General features: G+C 70.9%; 20 protein-coding genes. 13 read left to right on the top strand and 7 right to left on the bottom strand.

Annotated features, from left to right (window positions below; translation table 11 throughout):
• Positions 1–108 precede the first annotated feature (108 nt).
• From ABT352_RS30155 to ABT352_RS30140, 4 genes are all read left to right on the top strand, one after another.
• Positions 109–1116, top strand: coding sequence for a DUF58 domain-containing protein (locus tag ABT352_RS30155; protein WP_350948348.1), 1008 nt, complete (start codon positions 109–111; stop codon positions 1114–1116).
• A complete protein-coding gene (locus ABT352_RS30150; protein WP_350948347.1) occupies positions 1113–2060 on the top strand; it encodes a VWA domain-containing protein in 948 nt (315 codons plus the stop codon). The genes ABT352_RS30155 and ABT352_RS30150 overlap by 4 nt, the downstream gene beginning before the upstream one ends.
• A 163-nt stretch (positions 2061–2223) precedes the next feature.
• A complete protein-coding gene (locus ABT352_RS30145) occupies positions 2224–2838 on the top strand; it encodes a class I SAM-dependent methyltransferase (protein WP_350948346.1) in 615 nt (204 codons plus the stop codon).
• Positions 2839–3053: 215 nt separating this feature from the next.
• Positions 3054–3611 (top strand): TrmH family RNA methyltransferase, encoded by a 558-nt coding sequence (locus ABT352_RS30140; protein WP_350948345.1) that lies wholly within the window; start codon positions 3054–3056, stop codon positions 3609–3611.
• A 49-nt stretch (positions 3612–3660) separates the two neighbouring features.
• Here the strand turns inward: ABT352_RS30140 and qcrB are convergent, their stop codons facing one another.
• Positions 3661–5349, bottom strand: a complete 1689-nt coding sequence (gene qcrB, locus ABT352_RS30135; RefSeq protein ID WP_350948344.1) for a cytochrome bc1 complex cytochrome b subunit — start codon at positions 5347–5349, stop codon at positions 3661–3663.
• 286 nt (positions 5350–5635) lie between these two features.
• On the opposite strand from qcrB, the gene ABT352_RS30130 reads away from it, so the two are divergent.
• The 4 genes from ABT352_RS30130 to ABT352_RS30115 all read left to right on the top strand — a co-directional run bounded on the left by ABT352_RS30130 (position 5636) and on the right by ABT352_RS30115 (position 9444).
• Positions 5636–6433 (top strand): glycerophosphodiester phosphodiesterase family protein, encoded by a 798-nt coding sequence (locus ABT352_RS30130; protein ID WP_350948343.1) that lies wholly within the window; start codon positions 5636–5638, stop codon positions 6431–6433.
• A 76-nt stretch (positions 6434–6509) separates the two neighbouring features.
• Positions 6510–7865, top strand: coding sequence for an MFS transporter (locus ABT352_RS30125; RefSeq protein ID WP_350948342.1), 1356 nt, complete (start codon positions 6510–6512; stop codon positions 7863–7865).
• 147 nt (positions 7866–8012) lie between these two features.
• Positions 8013–8357, top strand: coding sequence for an RNA polymerase-binding protein RbpA (locus tag ABT352_RS30120; RefSeq protein WP_350948341.1), 345 nt, complete (start codon positions 8013–8015; stop codon positions 8355–8357).
• 259 nt (positions 8358–8616) lie between these two features.
• Positions 8617–9444: an isocitrate lyase/PEP mutase family protein gene (locus tag ABT352_RS30115; protein ID WP_350948340.1), complete on the top strand. Its 828-nt coding sequence runs from the start codon at positions 8617–8619 to the stop codon at positions 9442–9444.
• Positions 9445–9577: 133 nt separating this feature from the next.
• Here the strand turns inward: ABT352_RS30115 and ABT352_RS30110 are convergent, their stop codons facing one another.
• On the bottom strand, positions 9578–9838 hold the full coding sequence (locus ABT352_RS30110) for a hypothetical protein (protein ID WP_350948339.1): 261 nt from the start codon (positions 9836–9838) through the stop codon (positions 9578–9580).
• 318 nt (positions 9839–10156) lie between these two features.
• Here ABT352_RS30110 and ABT352_RS30105 point away from each other — a divergent pair, with 318 nt between their 5' ends.
• Both ABT352_RS30105 and ABT352_RS30100 read left to right on the top strand, forming a co-directional pair.
• Positions 10157–11029, top strand: coding sequence for an MHYT domain-containing protein (locus ABT352_RS30105; protein WP_350948338.1), 873 nt, complete (start codon positions 10157–10159; stop codon positions 11027–11029).
• Between the two features lie 108 nt (positions 11030–11137).
• The gene (locus tag ABT352_RS30100; RefSeq protein ID WP_350948337.1) at positions 11138–12415 is read left to right on the top strand and encodes an aminoglycoside phosphotransferase family protein; all 1278 of its coding nucleotides are present in this window, start codon (positions 11138–11140) and stop codon (positions 12413–12415) included.
• A 143-nt stretch (positions 12416–12558) separates the two neighbouring features.
• Here ABT352_RS30100 and ABT352_RS30095 read toward each other — a convergent pair whose 3' ends face one another.
• Complete coding sequence (locus tag ABT352_RS30095; RefSeq protein WP_350948336.1) at positions 12559–12744, bottom strand: hypothetical protein; 186 nt, start codon at positions 12742–12744, stop codon at positions 12559–12561.
• 521 nt (positions 12745–13265) lie between these two features.
• Between ABT352_RS30095 and ABT352_RS30090 the strand changes: the two genes are divergently transcribed.
• Positions 13266–14393 (top strand): S1 family peptidase, encoded by a 1128-nt coding sequence (locus tag ABT352_RS30090; protein ID WP_350948335.1) that lies wholly within the window; start codon positions 13266–13268, stop codon positions 14391–14393.
• Between the two features lie 65 nt (positions 14394–14458).
• Positions 14459–15025, top strand: coding sequence for a snapalysin family zinc-dependent metalloprotease (locus ABT352_RS30085; protein WP_350948334.1), 567 nt, complete (start codon positions 14459–14461; stop codon positions 15023–15025).
• 127 nt (positions 15026–15152) lie between these two features.
• Here the strand turns inward: ABT352_RS30085 and ABT352_RS30080 are convergent, their stop codons facing one another.
• Positions 15153–15644 carry a GNAT family N-acetyltransferase gene (locus ABT352_RS30080; RefSeq protein ID WP_350948333.1) on the bottom strand — a complete coding sequence of 164 codons (492 nt, stop codon included), beginning with the start codon at positions 15642–15644 and terminating at the stop codon, positions 15153–15155.
• A 245-nt stretch (positions 15645–15889) separates the two neighbouring features.
• Between ABT352_RS30080 and ABT352_RS30075 the strand changes: the two genes are divergently transcribed.
• Positions 15890–16333: an SRPBCC family protein gene (locus ABT352_RS30075; protein WP_350948332.1), complete on the top strand. Its 444-nt coding sequence runs from the start codon at positions 15890–15892 to the stop codon at positions 16331–16333.
• Here the strand turns inward: ABT352_RS30075 and ABT352_RS30070 are convergent.
• The 3 genes from ABT352_RS30070 to lnt form a co-directional block, all read right to left on the bottom strand.
• Positions 16320–16883, bottom strand: coding sequence for an FxsA family protein (locus ABT352_RS30070; RefSeq protein WP_350948331.1), 564 nt, complete (start codon positions 16881–16883; stop codon positions 16320–16322). The genes ABT352_RS30075 and ABT352_RS30070 overlap by 14 nt on opposite strands.
• Positions 16884–17103: 220 nt before the next feature.
• The gene (locus ABT352_RS30065) at positions 17104–17856 is read right to left on the bottom strand and encodes a polyprenol monophosphomannose synthase (protein ID WP_350948330.1); all 753 of its coding nucleotides are present in this window, start codon (positions 17854–17856) and stop codon (positions 17104–17106) included.
• A complete protein-coding gene (lnt, locus tag ABT352_RS30060; RefSeq protein ID WP_502992907.1) occupies positions 17856–19523 on the bottom strand; it encodes an apolipoprotein N-acyltransferase in 1668 nt (555 codons plus the stop codon). The genes ABT352_RS30065 and lnt overlap by 1 nt, the downstream gene beginning before the upstream one ends.
• Positions 19524–20094 lie beyond the last annotated feature (571 nt).

Raw genomic sequence — 20094 nt, 5'->3', positions numbered from 1 at the left:
ACGAGGGAAGGAGCCGGACAAGAGCGGCCGAACCGCGACGCGCAGCGTCGCCAACCAGCGCGTGAGGCCGCGCCGGGGACTGGACTGAGGAGCGAAGGAGCGAAGCGGATGAGCGACGAGGGAAGGAGCCGGGTAAGAGCGGCCTCACCGCGACGCGCAGCGTCGCAAACAAACACAGCCGAGCAGGCGTTGCGGCGACTGGAGCTCACCATCGTCCGGCGCCTGGACGGGCTGCTGCAGGGGGCCCACCAGGGGCTCCTGCCCGGTCCGGGCAGCGAGTTCGGCGACAGCCGGGTCTACGTGCCCGGCGAGGACGACATCCGGCGGATGGACTGGGCGGTGACCGCGCGCACGACCGTCCCGCACGTGCGCGACCTGATCGCCGACCGGGAACTGGAGACCTGGGCCCTGGCGGACCTGTCGCCCAGCATGGACTTCGGCACCGCCGACATGGAGAAGCGGGATCTGGTCGTGGCCGCCGTCGGGGCGATCGGCTTCCTGTCCGGCCGGATCGGAAACCGCTTCGGCACCTACGTCCTGCACGACGAGTACGTCCACCGGATGCCCGCCAGGAGCGGCCGCCCGGCCCTGTACGGCCTGCTGCACTCGCTGATGGACGCCCCGAGGGGCCGTGCCGTCGCCGATGCCCCGGACCTGGCCGAGGCGATCGAGATCCTCGCCTCGGCGCGGCGGCGGCGCGGTCTTCGAGTGATCGTCTCCGACTTCCTCGATCCCGAGCCCACCCTCGATCCCGGCCTGGAGCTGCCCTGGGAGCGGCCGATCCGCCGGTTGGCCGCCCACCACCAGGTGCTGGCCGTCGAAGTGATCGACCCTCGCGAGCTGGAGCTGCCACCGGTGGGGCTGGTCACCATGACCGACCCCGAGACGGGCAGGAACCGCCAGATCCAGCTCACCCCCAAGGTCCGCCACGCGTACGCGGAGGCCGCCGCCGCGCAGCGGATGACCAACCGGATGGCGCTGCGCCGCTGCGGGGTGGCCCACCTGGTGCTGCGCACCGACCGCGACTGGGTGTTCGACATCGCCCAGTTCGTGCTGCGGCAGCGCCGTATGGCACACCTGACCCATCGGCCCCCAAGATCGGGAGCGACCCGGTGACCTTCCTCTCTCCGGTCTGGCTGTGGCTGTTCGCCGCGCTGGCGCTGCTCGTGGCCGGCTACCTGGCCGCCCAGTTCGCCCGGCGCCGCTACGCGCTGCGGTTCACCAACCTGCCCCTGCTGGCGCTGGTGTCCCCCGCGGGGCCCGGCTGGCGGCGGCATGTGGCCCCCGCGCTGTTCCTCGTCATGATGAGCCTCCTGATCGTGGGGGCGGCCCGCCCCGCCGACTCGGTACGCATCCCCCGCGACCGCGCGACGATCATCATCGCGCTGGACGTCTCGCTCTCGATGGAGGCCGGCGACGTCCAGCCGAACCGGATCACCGCGGCCAAGGAGGCCGCCCAGAAGTTCGTCGCCGACCTGCCGGAACGGTTCAACGTCGGGCTGGTCGCCTTCGCCCGCTCCGCCTCGGTCGTGATCTCACCCACCACCGACCACCAGGCGGTCAACACCTCCCTCGGCAATCTCAGCACCCGGGCGGGCACCGCGATCGGCGAGGCGGTCTTCAGCTCCCTGGAGTCGCTACGCTCCTTCGACCAGCAGGCGGTGACCGACCCGCCTCCGGCCGCGATCGTGCTGTTGTCCGACGGCGACAACACCTCGGGCCGCTCGGTGGCCGAGGCGATCGAGACGGCGATGAACTCACGGGTGCCGGTCTCCACGATCGCCTACGGCACCCAGGACGGCACGGTCTCGATCGACGGCCGCGACGTGAACGTGCCGGTGAACAAGGCCACCCTGCAGACCCTGTCGGACGGCACCGGCGGCCGGGCCTACGAGGCGGAGTCGGGTAGCCAGTTGCGGCAGGTGTACGAGCAGATCGGCACCTCGCTGGGGTACCGGACGGTCAACCAGGAGATCACCCAGTGGTTCGTGGTGGCGGCGATCCTGGCCGGGCTGGTGACCGCCGGAGTGGCCTTGCTGCTGGGGTCGCGGATCCCCTGATCTCACACGTCGGGGCGGACGTACGACTGGGGCGGCGGGTGGGGGCGGGCGCTCCCGTCTCCGCCGACCGGCCGGGAGCGGGGCGGGTGTACGGGGTGGTCTTGCCGCCTTCGGCGTCGTGGCCGCCCTGAGCCGGTCCCCGCCATTGGTAACGTTCTACGACGTGGCACATTACTTCGAGGAGCGTCCGGAGACCGCGGGCCGTCCCGGCTCGGTCACGCTCGTGCTCCCCGACCTTCATCTGAAGCTGGAGACCGACAGCGGGGTGTTCTCCGCCGAGCGTGTCGACCAGGGCACCCGGATCCTGCTGGAGAGCGTCCCGCCTCCCCCACCGAGCGGTGACCTGCTCGACCTGGGCTGCGGCTACGGGCCGATCGCGCTGACGATGGCCTCGCGTGCCCCGGAGGCGACGGTCTGGGCGGTGGACGTCAACCGCAGGTCGGTCGAGCTGTGCGCGAGAAACGCCAGGGCCGCCTCCCTTGACAAAGTAAGGTCGATGCATGTCGACGAGGTCCCCCCACAGGTGCGGTTCTCCGCCATCTGGTCCAACCCCGCGATCCGCATCGGCAAGGCCGCGATGCACGAGATGCTGACCCGCTGGCTGTCGCGTCTCACCCCCGACGGCGTCGCCCACCTGGTCGTCCAGAAACACCTGGGCTCCGACTCCCTGCAGCGCTGGCTGAACGAGCGGGGCTGGCCCACCGAGCGCGTGGCCTCCCGCTCCTCGTACCGGATCCTCCGGGTGGAGGCGCGCCCGGGGACGGACCCCGCGCCGTGAGCGGCCGTTCTCCGGCGGGCACCAGAGGCGCCGAGGACTCCCGACACCGGATGGCACCGGGTGGCGGCTGAGCGGCACTGAGCGGCACTGAGCGGCACTGAAGTGGTGAGACGCGACGAGACACGGTCACCGCGGACAGAGCGCGGAACGACCCCTGAACGAACTCTGAACGAACCCGGAACGAACGAGGAACGACGAGAAACAGTGAACGACCGATGACGGCGAATCCGCGCAGGCAACTGCGCCCGACCGATGTCAAACGCCTCAACCGCACCTGGCGGAGGAACACCGAAGGGCGGCTGGCTCTGATCCTGGAGTCGGTGACCGGCCCGTTCAACATCGGCTCCATCTTCCGCACGGCCGCCGCCTTCGGTGTGGAGCGGATCTGGCTGGCGGGCAACGCCACCCCGCCGACCAACCCCAAGGCGCAGAAGACCGCGCTGGGCACCGACAGGCTGGTGGCCTGGGAGGAGCCGGTCCCCGTCCTGGAGGCCGTACGGGCGGCGAAGGAGGACGGGTTCGCCGTGGTGGCGGTGGAACTCACCGGCGACGCGGTGCCCCTGTCCGAGGCCAGGCTCGACGGCGACGTGTGCCTGGTGGTGGGCAGCGAGGACCACGGCTGCTCCCCCGCGCTGCTGGAGGCCGCCGACGGCGTCTGTTACATCCCTCAGGTCGGCCGGGTCGGGTCGTTCAACGTCGCGGTGGCGGCGGCGATCGCGATCGCGGAGGCCCGCCGCCAGGAGTGGTCGGGCAAGGTGCCCGCCGAGGAGTGACTGCCCTCGACGGGCGAGGTGCCGCCCGAGGAGCGACCGCCCCGGCCGGTCACGGCGACCTCTTCTCCTCCGTTCCGCGGCCGACGGCCGCGCGCCCGGCGCGGTCGCGCCCGTCGTGCCCGCCGCTCCCCTCACGCCCGTCGTGACCGTCGTGATCCCCGTCGCCGAGCGGGACCTTCTCGCCGCCGTACGCCCTGCTCATCCTGGCGCGGAGTTCGCGCAGCGGGTGGTGCTTCCCTCCGCGCGGCGGGGCGCCGTCCCCGTCGCCCTCCTCGGCCGCCCCTTCGAGGATCGGGACCGGCTCCTTGCCTCGGACCTGGGCCTCGATGGATTCGAGGGGGGGAACGTGGACCTCGAAGTACTCACCCGTGGGCCGGCGCTTGATCACACCGGTCTCCACGCCGTGACCGAGGGCGTCGGCGTCGCGGCGCTGCAGCCCCAGGCAGATCCGGTAGGTGACGAGGTACGCCAGTGCCGGGCCGAGGAAGACCAGGACCCGGCCGATGTAGATCATCTTGTTCAGCGAGAGGTGGAAGACCGAGGCGATCACGTCGTTGGAGGCCATCAGCCACAGGACGCCGTAGAACGTGACCGCCGACACGCCGATCGCGGTGCGGTGCGGGTTGTTTCGGGGACGGTCCACGATGTGGTGCTCGCGGCGGTCCCCGGTGACCCACTGCTCGACGAACGGATAGAGCGCCAAGCCGGTCAGGATGATCCCCAGAGGGAGCAGCGCCGGGATCAGCACGCTCATCGGCAGCGTGAAGCCCAGGAAGTTGATCTCCCAGGAGGGCATCAGGCGCAGCGAGCCGTCCAGGAGCGCCAGGTAGAAGTCGGGCTGGGTGCCCGCCGAGATGTCGGACGGCACGTAGGGGCCGTACAGCCAGACGGGGTTGATCTGGGCGAAGGTGCCCAGCAGCGCGACGACGCCGAAGGTGAACATGAAGTAGGCGCCCGATTTGATCATGAAGGAGGGGTAGGTCGGCGCGCCCACCACGTTGTCGTTGGTGCGGCCCTTGCCCGGCATCTGCGTGTGCTTCAACACCCACGTCAGGATCAGGTGGGCGGTGATGAGCGCCAGCAGTACGGCCGGGATGAGCAGGATGTGGATCGAGTAGAAGCGGGCGATGACGTCCTGGCCGGGATACTCGCCGCCGATGAGGAAGAAGCTGAGCCAGGTGCCCACCACCGGCAGCGACTGCGCCACACCGGCGGTGATCCTCAGGCCGGCACCGGAGAGCAGGTCGTCGAGCAGGGAGTAGCCGGTCAGGCCCTCGAACAGCGCGAGAGCGAGCAGGGCGACGCCGATCAGCCAGTTCAGCTCGCGCGGCTTGCGGTAGGCGCCGTTGAAGAACACCCGCAGCATGTGGATCATCATGCCGCCGATGAACAGCAGGGCCGCCCAGTGGTGCATCTGCCGCATCAGCAGGCCGCCGCGCACGTCGAAGCTGAGGTCCAGCGAGGAGGCGTACGCCTCGGACATGGTGACGCCCTTGAGCGGCGAGTAGGAGCCGTTGTAGACGACCTCGTTCATGCCGGGCTTGAAGAAGAACGTCAGGAACGTGCCGGTCAGCAGCAGGATGACGAACGAGTAGAGAGCGATCTCGCCCAGCAGGAACGTCCAGTGGTCAGGAAAGATCTTCCGCATGTTCCGCTTGAGGAACGTCGCCGCGCCGAGGCGATCGTCGAGGAAGACGCCCACGCGCGCCAGGCGTCCGGGAGTGCTTCCCGTGCTCATGCGCGGCCTCCGTTCTCACAACCAGGGCCTCGACGCCACCTGCCCCCGAAGAAGGAAAAACCGGGCGTAACGGCGAGACACCCCGTGGACAACCAGGTGTTTTTCCATCATCCACGGCGATGGGCAGGCCAGGGCAAAGCCTTGCCCCGGGTCAGGTCGGCGCCGGGCGGCCGCTGTCGCGCCCTCCGTCCCACTCCGCCCGTCCCCTCCCGTTCAGGGCCTTGTGATCCAAACGTTCACCTGCCCGCGATGACGCGCCCGGCCCGCAGGGGGCATACTCCTGCACGTGCAACGCCGTTACGCCTTCCTCGACCATCCCGGCCCGCTGCCCTTCGCGCACAGGGGTGGTGCCGCCGAGGGCAGGGAGAACACCTTCCCCGCCTTCGAGCGGGCCGTCGAACTCGGTTACACGTATCTGGAGACCGACGCGCACGCCACCTCCGACGGAGTGCTGCTCGCCTTCCACGACCACACCCTGGACCGGGTGACCGACCGCAGGGGCAGGATCGCCGGACTGCCGTACCGGCTGGTGCGTGAGGCGCGGATCGGCGGCGTGGACGAGATCCCGCTGATGGAGGACCTGCTGGGCTCGTGGCCCGAGGCGCGCTTCAACATCGACGTCAAGGAGTCGGCGGCCATCGCGCCGCTCGCCGCCGCGGTCAGGCGGACCGCCTCCCACGACCGGATCTGCCTCACCTCCTTCTCGGAGGAGCGGCTCGCCAGGGCCCGTGCCGCGATCGGCCGTGACGTGTGCTCATCGCTCGGCCCGCGCGGCGTGGCGACCCTGCGCGCCGCCGCCTCCACCTCCGGCTACGGCCGCCTGCTCGCCCGCCTGGCCCGCGCCGGGGTGCCGTGCGCGCAGGTGCCGGTCGGCTTCCGCGGCCTGCGGATCACCACGCCCGCACTGATCCGCACGGCGCACGCGCTCGGTATGCAGATCCACGTGTGGACCGTCAACGACACCGGGGTGATGGAACGCCTGCTCGACCTCGGCGTGGACGGGCTGATGACCGACAACATCTCAGGACTGCGCGGCGTGCTGGAGTCTCGCGGCCAGTGGTATCCGGGCCGTCTCGCCGCGTAAGCCGTATCCCCGCGATCCCCTGTTTCCCCTCTCCTCTCCCCGCCTCCCCCTCCCCCCGAAAGACCGAGGACCGCCCATGACCTCAGAACAGGTCGTCGAGGACTCCCCCCAGTCCCGCCGCCGCGAACAGCGCGGCTGGTACTTCTACGACTGGGCGAACTCCGCCTTCCCGACCACCATCCTGACGGTCTTCCTCGGCCCGTACCTGACGACGATCGCGGAGACCGCCGCCCAGGGACGCCCGTACGTGGACGTGATCGGGTTCGACGTGCGGCCCAGCGCCTACTACTCCTTCGTGGTGGGCTGTGCGGCCATCCTGCAGATCATCCTGATGCCCGTCGTGGGCGCGCTGGCCGACCACACCGGCAGGAAGAAGGAGCTCCTCGGTCTCTTCGCCTACCTCGGCGCCGGCGCGACCGTCTGCTTCTGGTTCGTCGCCGACGGACGTTACCTGCTGGGCGGCGCGCTGTTCCTGGTGTCCAGCGTCGCCTTCGCCGCCGCGTTCGTGATCTACAACTCGTTCCTGCCGGAGATCTCCACGGCGGACGAGCGTGACAAGGTCTCCGCCAGGGGCTGGGGTTTCGGCTATCTCGGCGGCGGCCTGCTGCTCGCCGTCCACCTGGCCCTGTTCCTCTATCACAAGTCCTTCGGCATCACCGAGGGCGATGCCGTGCGCATCGCCCTGTCGTCCGCGGGCCTGTGGTGGGGCGGGTTCACGATCATCCCGCTGCTGCGGCTGCGCAACCGGCGGGCGCTCCCCTCGGGCGCGGAGAACGTGGGCCAGGCCATGACCGGCAGCTTCCGGCAGCTGGGCCGCACGATCAGGGAGCTGCGACGCTACCCGCTCACCCTGGGTTTCCTCGTCGCCTATCTGATCTACAACGACGGCGTGCAGACCGTCATCTCCTTCTCGGCCACCTACGCCGACAAGGAGCTCGGGCTGGACCAGAAGGTACGGATCGCGGCGATCCTGATGGTGCAGTTCGTCGCCTTCTTCGGCGCCCTGCTGCTCGGCAGGCTCGCCGCCTCGTACGGGGCCAAGCGGGTCGTGCTGGCCGCGCTGATCGCCTGGATCGCCGTGGTGGCCGTGGCCTACTTCCTGCCCAAGGGCGCGGCCCTGCCCTTCTTCGCGCTGGGATTCGCCATCGCGATCGTGATGGGCGGGACACAGGCCCTGTCGCGATCGCTGTTCTCCCACGTGATCCCGAAGGGCAAGGAGGCGGAGTACTACAGCCTGTACGAGATCAGCGACAAGGGCTCGACGTTCCTCGGCTCGTTCACCCTCGGCCTGGCGCTCCAGCTGACCGACAGCTATCGCCTGGGAATCATCTCTTTGGTGATCTTCTTCGTGCTCGGATTCGTGCTGCTCGCCCTCATCAACCTGCCCAAGGCCATCAGAGCGGCCGGAAACCAGGTGCCGGAACGCATCTGAGAACCCCAGAAAAAAGGGTCCTTCGCAGACCGGGTCAAGAACGTGCGATTGGATCACCCTGTCTGTGGGAATCCACACACGGTACCAAGCGTTGTACGCCGTGGGAGACGAACCCCTCACGACGGGGCCCTCAGGAGGCATTCAGACATGGGCGAGCGTGCGCTACGCGGCACCAGACTCGGGGCGACCAGCTACGAGAACGACCGCAACACCGATCTGGCCCCGCGCCAAGAGGTGTCCTACACCTGCCCGAAGGGCCATCGATTCGACGTTCCGCTTGCCGCTGAAGCAGAGATCCCGGCGACCTGGGAGTGCCGCATGTGCGGCGCGACCGCCCTCCGGGTGGACGGCGAGCAGCCGGAGGCCAAGAAGGCCAAGCCCCCGCGAACGCACTGGGACATGCTGCTGGAGCGCCGCACGATCGAGGACCTGGAGGAGGTGCTCAACGAGCGCCTGGCGATTCTACGCGCCCAGCGCCGCAAGAGCGCCTGACCGAATTCGGAGAGTTGGCGACCCCCGGCCCCACGAGGGCCGGGGGTCCGTTCTTTCCCGTCCCCGGCCTCTCCCCCTGACCGTCGCTTCCCCCACTCGCCCCGAGGCTTCCAAGAGCCTCACCCTCCCGCTCGGAAAGAGCGTCCCCGCCTCGGGGGTCGTCCGGCTCTTCCAGGCGGTGAACGAGGCGAAGTGGCCTAACCGGCTGGTTGGGAATTGGTGCTTAAGATCGATCCACTTCCCGGCTAGGGTCGCTTCCATGACCATTTCCACCAGTGAGGACACCGGCGGTTCCGCGCCGACGACGGCCCATGAGAAAGCCACGGCACTACGGGCGCTGCACGTACCCGGCCGTCCGCTGGTAGTGCCCAACGTCTGGGACGCCGCGTCGGCCCGTGCGGTCGAGGCGGCGGGCTTCCCGGTGATCGCCACCGGCAGCGCCGCGATCGCCCCGGTGCTCGGCTACGACGACGGCGAGGAGACCCCGGTCGAGGAGATGCTGGCCGCGATCGCCAGGATCAGCCGCTCGGTCGGCCTGCCCGTCACCGCCGACATGGAGCGCGGCTACCGGCTTGAGCCCGCGGAGCTGGTCGAGCGGCTCGTCGCCGCGGGGGCGTCAGGCTGCAACCTGGAGGACTCCGACCCCCGTACGGGCGCGATGATCGACGTCGACGAGCAGATCGCCTTCCTCTCCGCCGTCAGGAGTGCCGCGACCGACGCGGGCGTGGACCTGGTGATCAACGCCCGAGTCGACGCCTACATGCAGGGGCCGGGAAGCCCCGAGGAGCGGCTGACCGAATCGGTGCGGCGGGGGCGCGGTTACCTGGAGGCGGGCGCCGACTGCGTCTATCCGATCTTCGTGGCCGAGGCGGAGGCCGTTCGCGCGCTGGTCGAGGGGATCGACGGGCCGATCAACATCCTGTTCCGTCCCGGCACACCGTCCATCGGCGAGCTCGCGGCCCTCGGGGTGGCCCGCGTGAGTTTCGGCCACGGCCTGCACAAGGCTGTGCAGGCGTACGCGGCACGGATGCTCGCGGCGATCCGGGACGGCGAGAGCCCTTATCCCTCCGAGCCTCCCACCCCCTGACTCCGACGGCCCGGGCCCTGGAACCGTCTGATCTCGACGGTCCAGGGCCCGGTGACCCGTCCGTCCCCACAGGGCCCGGCGCCCTCCGACCTCGGCACCCGGGCCCCCTCACGCCTCCGCCCGAGGGTGGCCATCACCACTCGTCGGCGGGCAGGTCGACGCCGTTGACGCGGTCGTAGATCACTACCCCGTCGGACAGCCTGACCACGCGCACCCTCCTGGCGAGCCCTGCCGTCTCCAGGCTGCGCGCCGAGTTCACCGCGTACTTCGGGAAGTGATAGCGGTCGTGGGTGCCGCCGTGCGGCTCGTCACGCTCGCAGACCACCTCGTAGCGGTCCTCCGGCCATACCGGAGGCGGTGGCGTCTTCTGTCCTCGACCGGCGAGCCTGCTCATCGGCCCGCCTCCTCTCCTGGGATGTTCACGTCAAGTGAGTGAGACAGTCACCGCGTGCTTGGTTTAGACATTCGTAATCACCCCATTATGGCCATGCGCAACCGAAGAACTGTAAGGTGAGCTCCCCTCGTAGTGATTGGCCGATCAACCAGTCACTACCCGAACCACCCCACGGCCACCTCATGGCCATCCCACGACCACTCCCGCACGCCAGCTCGGCCTGACTCCGTCCTGGCACGTTCCATCCCCCCGCACGCCAGCCCGGCCTGACCCCGTCCTGGCACGTTCCATCACCCTCCCGCATGCCAGGAGTTCGCCATGTCCCCCATCGACCATTTCGCCTACGGGCTCGTCACGCCGGTCGCCTCGTACATCATGTCGAGCACCGGATCCCTGCTGGGACTGCTGTTCGCCGCGCGGGCCCGAGGGGCGGAGGGCAGCTCACGCGCGCTCTGGCTCGGCGGCGCGGCCCTGTCCATCGGCGGGACCGGCATCTGGGTGATGCACTTCATCGCGATGATGGGCTTCGACGTCATGGGCACGTCGATCCGCTACGACGTCCCGCTCACCGTCGCGTCCGCACTGCTCGCGATCGTCGTCGTCGGCGCCGGCCTGTTCCTGGTCTCGCACCGGGAGAACAGCACCGGCGCGCTCCTCGGCGGCGGGCTGCTGACCGGCCTGGGCGTGGCCGGAATGCACTATCTGGGCATGGCGGCCATGAACATGTCCGCACACGTGAGCTACGACCCCCTCCTGGTCGGACTGTCGCTGATCATCGCGGTGGTCGCGGCGACGGTGGCACTCTGGTTCAGCGTGCGCGTGCGCGGGGCACTCGCCACCACCGGCGCCGCCCTGCTGATGGGCTTCGCGGTGAACGGGATGCACTACACGGGGATGTTCGCCATCGGGGTCGAACTCCACGGCACCCCCGCACCGACGAGCGGAGCACAGGGAATGGACTTCATGCTGCCCCTGCTCGTCGGGATCAGCATGCTCAGCCTCGGTCTGCTTCTGGCGATCTTCCTGTCCCCCTCGGAAGAGGAGATGCGCGAGGACGCGAGACTCCTGTCCCAACTGCGGCGCGATCGCCCGAGCGAGAACCCCCGGCCCGCGGGGTCGATGGAGCCCCACGCGCGGCCGGCCCGGCGGCACGAGCCCTCCCTCTTCGACGACCACAACTCCGGGCACTGACCGAGGACCGGCCACCCGGGCCCGGCAGCGCCGCCCCTCGTCCTCCTCCGCCTCGGCCCCGGGGAAAACCCGTGGCACCGACCGCTTCCCCGCGGGCACACTGCCCCCGTGAGCGAAACATCGGGCCGCACGGTGAGCGCCTTCGTGACGTCGGGCACCGAATGGCTGGGAACCGTGGGCCCGTTCCCCGTGGCCGAACCCTGGTGGGCCGAGGTCGGTTCGGTCGTGACCCATCTGGAGGGCGTGCTCGGCACGCCCGTGGTGGTGCTGCGCCTGGTCGACGTCGAGAACGGCGGCGGCCCTCGCGATGGCCCTCGCGACGGTCACACGACCTATCACGTCGAGGCTCTGGACCGTCCCGCGGCCGGTCCGGCCGACCTCCGGCCCGGCGCCCCGGACGTGACCGGCAGGCCGGTCCTGGAAGATCTGGCGGGCCCCGTGGCGCACCGGGCGGAGTGGGCGAAGGCGTCCGGAGCGCGCGAGGCACTGGCCTGGGCCCAGGCCGCGCTGCGTGAGGCGGGCAGACCCGCCGAGGGTCCCGTCCGGCAGGTGAGGACCTGGAACCTGGCGGGGTTGTTCCGCATCCCCACGCGCCCGGGACCGGTCTGGCTGAAGATCACTCCTGGGTTCGCCTCCGACGAGGCCCGCGCGATCGGGATGCTCGCGGCGAAGGATCCCGGCCTGGTGCCCGCGATCGTGGCGGCCGACACCCCGAACCGGCGGGTGCTCCTGGAGCACGTGCCCGGCGGCGACTGTCACGGGGCGTCGCGGGAGATCGTCGTCGAGGCGGTGAGCCGCCTGGCGAGGGCACAGGCGGCCCTCGCCGAACACGGGTGCGCGCCACCCGACGGACTTCCCGACCGCACCCCCTCGGCTCTGGCCGCGCTGGTGGGCGGACTGCTCGACGGTGAGGCGGCCGGTGACCTGAACACCGGGGAGTTGCGCCTCGCCCACCGGCTCGCCGGTCGTCTGCCGTCGCTCGCCGCCTCGCTGGAGTCATGCGGCCTGCCGTGCACGCTGGTGCACGGCGACTTCCATCCGGGCAACTGGATGGCGGGACCGCGCGGCACCGTCGTGCTGGACCTCGCCGACAGCCACTACGGCCACCCCGTCCTCGACGGCCTGCGCCCCCGTGACTTCCTGCCCGGCGACCTCTGGGAAGCGGCCGCGGAAGCCTGGCGCGAGACGTGGGCCGCGGCCGTCCCCGGCTGCGACCCGGCCCGCGCGCTGGTCCTGGCCGAACCTCTGCAGCACCTCGCGTACGCGGTCCGCTATCAGGAGTTTCTCGACAACATCGAGCCCAGCGAGCGGCGGTACCACGAGGGCGACCCGGCGCAGGCCGTCCGCGCGGCCGTGACCGCCGCCGAGGCGATCGGCGTCCTCTGAAGCCGGGGGACGCCGGGCGACGCCGAAGAACACCGAGGGACGCCTGTTTCCGAGAGGGCCTCCCGCCGGGAGGTCACCGGGGACGGCGCCGCCGGACCTCTCGCGCCCGCGGGCCGTTTCCCTGCCGGCCGTTCGATCGCCCGTCACTCACCCGCGCACAGGGCGGGAGCCTTCTGGTGCGGGTAGACGTGGTCCAGATCGTGGTCGGGAGGCAGGACGCAACGGCGCTCGTCGCCCTCGGTGTGCGGGCATCGCAGCGCGTCGCTGCGGCGCGGCAACGTCGCCGTCTCCTCGCTCCCGGCGTCGGTGACGGCGGCTTCGTCAGTCATGGTGCGTGTCCTTCTGTGGCATCCGGGCGGTGACGGCCGGATGGTGAGCGGCCTGGACGACGGCCCGCGCGGGGCGTGCCCGGGAGAGGAGGGGAACGGGCGTCGTGAGGGCCCCTCTCCACCGATCGGCCGCACGTGCGGCGCGGCGATGCGTCCTCGCGAGTTCCGGATGCACAGAACAAGTCATTGACGCTGCTCCGTTTGGTCACTGTTGGTAACTGTCGAGAATCGGCACCTGTGCGCCGAAGGCGCGGTGACCAGTCTTTCAGAGTTCCCCCCGGCCGCGCGAGTAGGGGAAGCACCTGATCGTCCATCACTCCCCGCCGTTTCGGCCATATTCCTGAACCGTTTCGGTCGCATCGCCTCTCCGGGAGGAAGGTGTTCGCGAGCACCGCGCCCTCAACCTCACCCCAGGCCCGAAGGTGATCAAGCCCCCATAACATCGCGATAGGGATTTTTTGGGAGATCCCCCCGCATGCTTCTCACCAATACCTTGACATCACCCCTCACAAGGAGTGTGCATGTTACGTCGAGGTACCCTTCTGGCTGGAGCCGCCACCGTGGCTCTGTACCTGGTCGCCACCGTGTCGCCCGCCGTCGCGACAACCGCCCCCCCTGCCCCCGCCCCCCAGCCTCCGGCCGCGATGCTCGAGGCTCTCCAGCGCGACCTCGGCCTCACCGCCGAGCAGGCCGTCCAGCGCCTGGCCAACGAGCACCGCGCGGCCGCCTCGGAGTCCGCCCTGACCCAGGAACTGGGCGCCAAGTACGGCGGCGCCTGGCTCAACGGCGACGCCTCCCAGCTCTCCGTGGCCACCACCGACGCCTCCGCCGCGGCCGCCATCAAGGCCAAGGGCGCGCAGCCCGTGGTCGTCAGCCGCTCCCTCGCCGACCTCGAGGCCGTCAAGGCCAAGCTCGACGGCGCGTCGGCGGAGGCGAAGGCCGGCGCCTCCCTCTGGTACGTCGACGTCACGACCAACAGCGTCGTCATCCTCACCGGCGACCAGGCAGCGGGCGAGGCCCTCGCCGCGGCCGCGGGCGTGGACAAGGGCGTCGTGAAGGTGACGCTCTCCGCCGAGAAGCCCGAGCCCTTCATCAACATCATCGGCGGCAACGCCTACTACATCGGCGGCAGCCGCTGCAGCATCGGCTTCTCCGCGCGCCGGGGCACCGCCCCCGGCTTCGTGACCGCCGGTCACTGCGGTAGGGCGGGAGCCACCACCAGCTCCCCCTCCGGCTCCTTCTACGGCTCGTCGTTCCCCGGCAACGACTACGCCTGGGTCTCCACTCCCGGCCACACCGTGACCCCCTACGTCCGCGGCTCCGGCGGCGCCAACGTGGTCGTCCGCGGCTCCACCCAGGCCTCGGTCGGCTCCTCGATCTGCCGCTCCGGCTCCACCACGGGCTGGCGCTGCGGCACCATCCAGCAGCACAACGCGAGCGTCACCTACGCGCAGGGCACGGTGAGCGGCCTGACCCGCACCAGCGCGTGCGCCGAGCCAGGCGACTCCGGCGGCTCCTTCATCTCCGGCAACCAGGCACAGGGCGTCACCTCCGGTGGCTCGGGCAACTGCTCCGTCGGCGGTACCACCTACCACCAGCCGGTCAACGAGATCCTCTCGGCGTACGGGCTGACACTCGTCACCGGCTGATCTCGCCTCCTCACCAGCCTGCTCCCCGTGAGCAACCCCCCGATGGCCGAGGAGGCCCGCCAGAAATGTCAAGGATCATTCGCTCCGGCGTCGCCCTCATCCTGGGGCTGGCCTTCCTGGTGACGGTCACCCCCGCCCAGGCCGCGCCCGCCCACGCGGCGGACGCCCGCACGGCAGCGGTTCGCGTGCTCAGGTATGACGCGAGCAGGGCCGCGGAGTTCCGATCCGCCGTCGACCAGGCGGCCCAGATCTGGAACTCCAGCGTCTCGAACGTACGACTGGTGGCCGGCAGCCCCGCGGACTTCGTGGTGCTCGCCGACAACGGCTGGCCTCGTGCGCAGCCCACCAGCCTGGGCCGCGGAACCGTGTGGATGGGCCGGCAGGCGACCGCGGAGGGTCACAACCCGCTGCGGATCGCCACCCACGAGATCGGCCACATCCTGGGCCTGCCCGACCGGCGTACCGGCCGGTGCACGGACCTGATGTCCGGCGCGAGCGCGGGTACGAGTTGCACCAACGCGAACCCGAACGCGGCGGAGAAAGCCGAGGTCGAGCGCAACTTCGCCGGATTCGCCCCGGCGGTCGACTTCGGCCGGATCTACGTCGACAGTCCCGAGCACGCGGCGTCCTAGACCCCGCGAGCACCTCGCCGGTCCGGCCGTCCCCTCGGCCGGGCCGGCGAACCCGTGTCCGGGCGACCGGCCCGGCACGGCCCCGGCCCCCCGGAGAACCGCCCTTCGCCGCGAGCGAGAGGGCGGATCAAAGAGGCTTCTGGAAGCAGAGGGAGCCCGGGAGACGGTCGTAGGGCGGGAAGACCGGGACGGGCGTGTAGCCCTCCCGCTCGTACATCCTCACCGCGTCCGGCTGGCGGGGACCGGTCTGCAGGACGACCCGGGGCGCGCCCAGCGCGCGGGCGGCGTCCTCGGCGGCGGCCAGCAGGGCCCGCGCCACGCGGGTACCCCGATGGGACGGGGTCACGAACATCCGCTTGAGCTCCAGGTCGCCACCCAGCCTGCGCAACGCCACGTGCCCGACCGCGACGCCCTCCGCCACGTAGGCGACCCCGGTGTAGGCGACGGTCTCCGGCTCGACGTTCATGCCATCGGGCACGAGGCCGATGACGGCGAGCAGGTCGGCGTAGCGGGCGTCCATCTCCTCCGTCATCGCTCCGCGGAGCGCCACGGCCGCCGCGTCGTCCCAGCCGACCGGCCTGACCTCGACCAGGTCGGCTCCCTGTGCGAACGCGGTCATCGCGAACCCGCCCCTCTCCACGCTCTCCCGGTGTCGTTCTTCCCGCCGCGAACCGTCCCGGGCGCGCCGTGCCGTCACGTCTTCGCCCTCTCACGGTCCACAGTCACACTGAATCTCGACCTGAAAAGGAGAAAAACGAGATTCCTCCGGCACCTTCGTCACCGCCCACGGCAGGATCTCACGGGCACGGGGGCACGGCGAGGTGTCCGGAGGGTCGGCCGGCGGAGACGGGGAAGGAACCGTGGATGACCCGTTCCCACATCAGCGTCTCCGTGGACGCGCACGCCCGGCCCGAGCAGGTGTTCTCGGTCCTGACCGACTGGCCGAGGCACCACGAGTGGATGGTCCTGACCCGGGCGCGCGTCACCGCCGGAGACGGTCGCGGCGCCGGGAGCCGTCTGGAGGCCTTCACCGGGGTGGGACCGGCCGGGTTCCTCGACACCATGGAGATCACCGAGTGGGATCCGCCGAGGAGCGTGGGAGTCCGCCACACCGGACGGCTGGTGCGCGGCACCGGGGTTTTCCGCGTGCTGCCCCGCGAGGGCGGCGGCAGCACGATCGTCTGGGAGGAGGACCTCGACGTGCCGTTCGGCGCGGCCGGTCGGCTCGGCTGGCGGGTGATCAAACCGCTGAACGCGGCCCTGTTCCGGCTCTCGCTGCGCCGCCTGGCCGCGCTCAGCGACCGATGATCCCCCGGTCGGAGTCCTTGGTCCCGCCTGGGCCTCCCGCGTCACCCGGCTCGTCGCGGATGACCTCGCCGTGGACGACCGGCCCGGAACCCGGGGGCCTCCCGCCGTCGCGCGACACGTCGAAGGGCGAGCCCGCGCCGAACGGCGAGCCGAGCCCGGCACCACCCGCGTTCCTCGCGACGAGGGTGCGGATCCGGCGGGCGAGAAGCCAGGATCCGAGCCCGCGGACCATCGGCCGGGTGAACGGCAGCAGGCACAGGAGACCGAGGACGTCCGAGAGGAATCCCGGAGCGATCAGCAGCATGCCGCCCACGAGGGTCAGCCCGCCGCCGGCGAGTTCGCGCTCGGGTGCCCGGCCGCTCTGCAGCGCCTCCTGGAGTCTGCGCCAGGCCCGGCGGCCCTCGCGGCGCACGATCCAGGCGCCCAGCAGACTGCCGGCGAGCAGAAGGGCCACCGTGGGCCACCCGCCGATGAGCTGACCGACCTGGATGAGCACCCATATCTCGAGGAACGGCACCACGAGAAAGGTCAGGAACAGCAGAATGCGCATTTTTCGCCTCAACTCGTGCGACAGCCGTACGACATGAACAACGTCCCGAAGCGGCGGCGCGTTCCGCGTTCGCTCAGCGTGGACGGTTTTCTCAGCGTCCTCAGGCCCTCAGGGCTTCAGCCGGCTCTCAGGACGGTGCTCCCCTCCGAACCGGGGGCGGCCTCACGGAAGCGGCGCGGGCGGCCAGGATCGGCCGGCCGCGCCACCGCGGGGCCAGGGGTCAGCGACCTCGGCGGCGGCGCAGGCGGGCGGGCAGACCGGTGACACCCCAGACGGTGACCCGCCACAGTGCCTCGACCACGATGCCGCGGCTCATCTTGCTCGCCCCGACGGTGCGCTCCACGAAGGTGATGGGCACCTCGGTGACGCGCATCCCGCCGCGAGCCGTGCGCAGGGTCAGGTCCACCTGGAAGCAGTAGCCCCGCGACTCGACGTCGTGCAGGCTGATCTTCTCCAGGGCCGAGGCACGGTAGGCGCGGAAGCCCGCCGTGGCGTCCCGGACCGGGAGGCCCAGCATCAGCCGGGTGTAGACGTTCGCGCCGCGCGACAGGAACTCCCGCGAGACCGGCCAGTTGACGACCTTGCCGCCGGGCACCCACCGGGAGCCGATCGCCAGATCGGCCCCCTCGGCCAGCGCGTCCAGCAGCTTGGGCAGCTCTTCCGGCTGGTGGGATCCGTCGGCGTCTATCTCCACGAGAACGCCGAACCCCTCCTCAAGACCCCAGCGGAAACCCGCGATGTAGGCGGCGCCCAACCCCTGCTTGCCACCCGGCCGGTGCAGCACGTGGACGTGGTCGTCGTCGGCCGCCAGCTTGTCGGCGATCGCTCCCGTGCCGTCGGGGCTGTCGTCGTCCGCGATCAGGAGGTGGGCGTCGGGGACGGCCTCGCGCAGCCGCCGGGTGATCAGCGGCAGGTTCTCCCGCTCGTTGTACGTCGGGACGATGACGAGCACCCGACCAAGCATCCGCTCCATCACGCGTCTCCCACCTGCTGATCGTCCTCCCGGTTCGCGAGGTGCCCCGCACCGGGCGTCCGGCGCCGCCAGGCGGTGGCCACCGCACCCGCACCCACAAGTATCAAGGCCCACTCGGGCAGCGCACCCACGCGTGTGGCGATGGTCTGCGCGGTCCTGACCGGAACGGTCAGGACGTTCATGGCGGGAACCAGCTCACCGGTGCGCCAGGCGATCGAACCATTCGGGGTCACATATGCCGATATACCAGTAATTGCGGAAGTGATCACAGCCCGATTGTGCTCCACGGCCCGCAACTGGGACATGGCGAGTTGCTGCGACGGCAGGTTGGTCAGGGCGTAGGTGGCGTTGTTGGTCTGCACCACCAGCGGCGTGGCCCCCGTCCTGGCGGTGTCGCCCACGATGCCGTCGAAGGCCACCTCGTAGCAGTTGATCGCGCCGACGGTCACCGGCCCCAGCCTGAGGTCGCCGTCGCGGGTGCCCGCCACCGACTGCTTGCCGACCAGGGATGCCCGCTCGAACAGGGCGAGCACGAGGCCCTGGAGCGGGGTGAACTCCCCGAAGGGGACCAGCTGCTGCTTGTCGTAGTGGGCGCCGGGGCCGGTGACCGGATCCCAGACGATGCTGCGGGTCGCCCGGTTGTTCTCCCCGATCCCGACCACGGCGCCGACCAGGACGGGCACCCCGATGTCCTTGACCGCCGCGTCGATCTCGCTCCGGGCGAACTCGTTGCGCAACGGGTCGATGTCGGTGGAGTTCTCCGGCAGCACGACCAGGTCGGGACGGGGTGTCCTGCCCTCTCGCACATCCCGTGCCATCTGGTGGAGCATCCGGGTGTGGTTGCCGAGGACCACGGCGGGCTCGTCGCCCAGCGGGTGCATGCCACGGCCGGGAACGTTGCCCTGGATGACGCCGACGGTCACGCTCCTGCCCTCGTCGCCGTACCGGGGAACGGCGAGGGCCGCGACCGGCACGGCCAACGCCCCGGCGAGCGGCAGGGCCAGTGCCCGCCCCCAGCGCGGGCCCCGGGCACGGCGGGGGCCGGGAACCACGGGAGAGCCGGAGGACTCGGGCGGAACCTCGGCCGAGGCCGGGAGCCGGTCCGTGCGCGAGAGCGACCCTTGGGACTCGGCCGAGGCCGGGACCTGAGCCGAGGCCGCGCTCGGGGCCGGGGCCGTGATTGGAGCGGGGGCCGTGGCCGGGAAAAAGCGCAGCACCGCCAGGGCGAGCAGGCCACCGCACAAAGCCACCGCGAAGCTCACCAGCGGAGCCCCGCCGAGCGCGGCGTACGGGGTGAAGATCGACTCTCCCTGGCTGAAGGCCACTCGCGCCCAGGGAAATCCGCCGAAGGGGAACTGCCCTCGCGCCCACTCGGCCGCCACCCAGAGCGCGGCGCCCCACAGCGGCCACAGACGCAACCGGGTCACCACCGCGACGCCCGTCCCCCACGCGGCGTAGAAGGCGCTCTCCATGGCGACCAGCCCCAGCCAGGCGTCGGTGCCGATCGGGCTCACCCAGTGCAGAGCGGGCAGCAGCAGGGCGAGACCGGTGAGGAGGCCGAGCCAGGTGCCCCGGCGCGGGCGGGTGCCACGTACGGCCAGGATCGCCGAGGCCATGCCGAGCGGCGCGAGGAACCAGAGCCCGAGCGGCGGGAAGGCGAGGAACATCAGCAGGCCGCCGGCCACCGCGCCCGCGGCCCGGGCGAGCGGCACCAGGCGCGAGCCGGGGGACGAAACCTCCGCGCCGAGCGGGCCGCCCGCGACACCGTCCGCACCGTCCGCCGGCACGGCCGCGGCACCGTCCGCCGAGCCGTCCACCGGGCCGGCGGTCGCCCTCCTCGCGGGACCGGTCACCGAGCCGGTCACGGGACCGGCCGCCGCACCTCCCGCGGGAACGCCCTGCGTGGGCCGCTCCGGTACCGGAGCGGCCGTCTTGTCCTGCACCACGGGCGAGGCTCCTTGCGATGTCGTGCGGCGGGTGACGTCTGGCCTTCCTGACCGGTCTTGCTAGCCGGAACGCTACCGCCCAGCAGGCACGCCCCCAAAAATTCTCCGCCACATTAATCAGAAGCAACACCAAAGCACTTCAAACCCAGCAAAACCCCGATAAGCGGACTCCAGACGCGGCAACGGGGCGGCCCGGGGTGTCGCCCCGACCCCGACTCGCACGCCCGCGCCCAGGTCACCATCGTTCCGCGCGACATGCTCAAGAACACCACGCCGTGGCCCGGCCCGTCCG

The organism is Streptosporangium sp. NPDC000563 (assembly GCF_040299985.1).
Lineage (GTDB): Bacteria > Actinomycetota > Actinomycetes > Streptosporangiales > Streptosporangiaceae > Streptosporangium.
Note: the sequence above shows the minus strand (reverse complement) of the source record. Positions and strands in the feature narration are given on the sequence as shown.